1 protein-coding gene is annotated in these 702 nt (G+C 45.3%); it reads right to left on the bottom strand.

Translation table 11 applies throughout. The annotated features are described in order from the left end of the window. Window positions 1–107: 107 nt before the first annotated feature. On the bottom strand, window positions 108–702 hold a 595-nt coding region (locus R7044_RS25545), incomplete at its 5' end, for an NAD(P)H-dependent oxidoreductase (RefSeq protein ID WP_225456038.1).

Genomic DNA, 702 nt, shown 5'->3' with positions numbered 1-702 from the left:
AAACGTCTGAACTGAAAGCGATACTCAACTCAAATTACACTCAAAACAAACAAGCCGCACATCAATGTGCGGCTTGTTCATTCAACAATGATGATTTCAATCAGCTTTTATAGCGTGGTGATAACATCATCCAATGCCATACGCGCTTTAGGTAAACCGTGATTGTAGTCTTCACCATCTTTGTGGTAACCGATCGCCAGCGCAACTTCACAAACGTGGCCTTCCAACTCGTCTTTAAATTCTTCGCCAATCAGCTCAGGATCAACGCCTTCCATTGGAGTTGAGTCAATACCAAGGCGCGCTAATGTGTGCAGTAGGTTACCCAGTGCGATGTAAACTTGCGCCTTAGTCCAATGACCGTTGAAGCCATTTTCATCGGTGTTCGCTTCGGCAAATGCGTATGCGCCCATAAAGGTGTTGTACATATCTGCTGGTAGGTGACCTGAAGTGACTTCGGCATCCACGCGTTTTGCAAACTTCTCTTTTGTGAACTTAGGATCGTAAGCAAGAAGGATAGTGTGCGACGCCGTGGTTGCGTGGGGTTGGTTAAATTGGTGTTTGTTCGCGAACGTGCTGTGGAAGCGTTGTTTCGCTTCATCACTTTCAATAACGATGAATTTCCATGGTTGCGAGTTAATTGACGATGCAGACAGACGAATGGCTTCTTTGATGATGGCCATATCTTCTTGAGAAATGCGTTTT

The sequence above is a fragment of the Vibrio sp. 1402 genome (genome assembly GCF_033340275.1).
The sequence above is the reverse complement of the archived record's forward strand: the minus strand, read 5'-3'. Positions and strand labels throughout refer to the sequence as shown.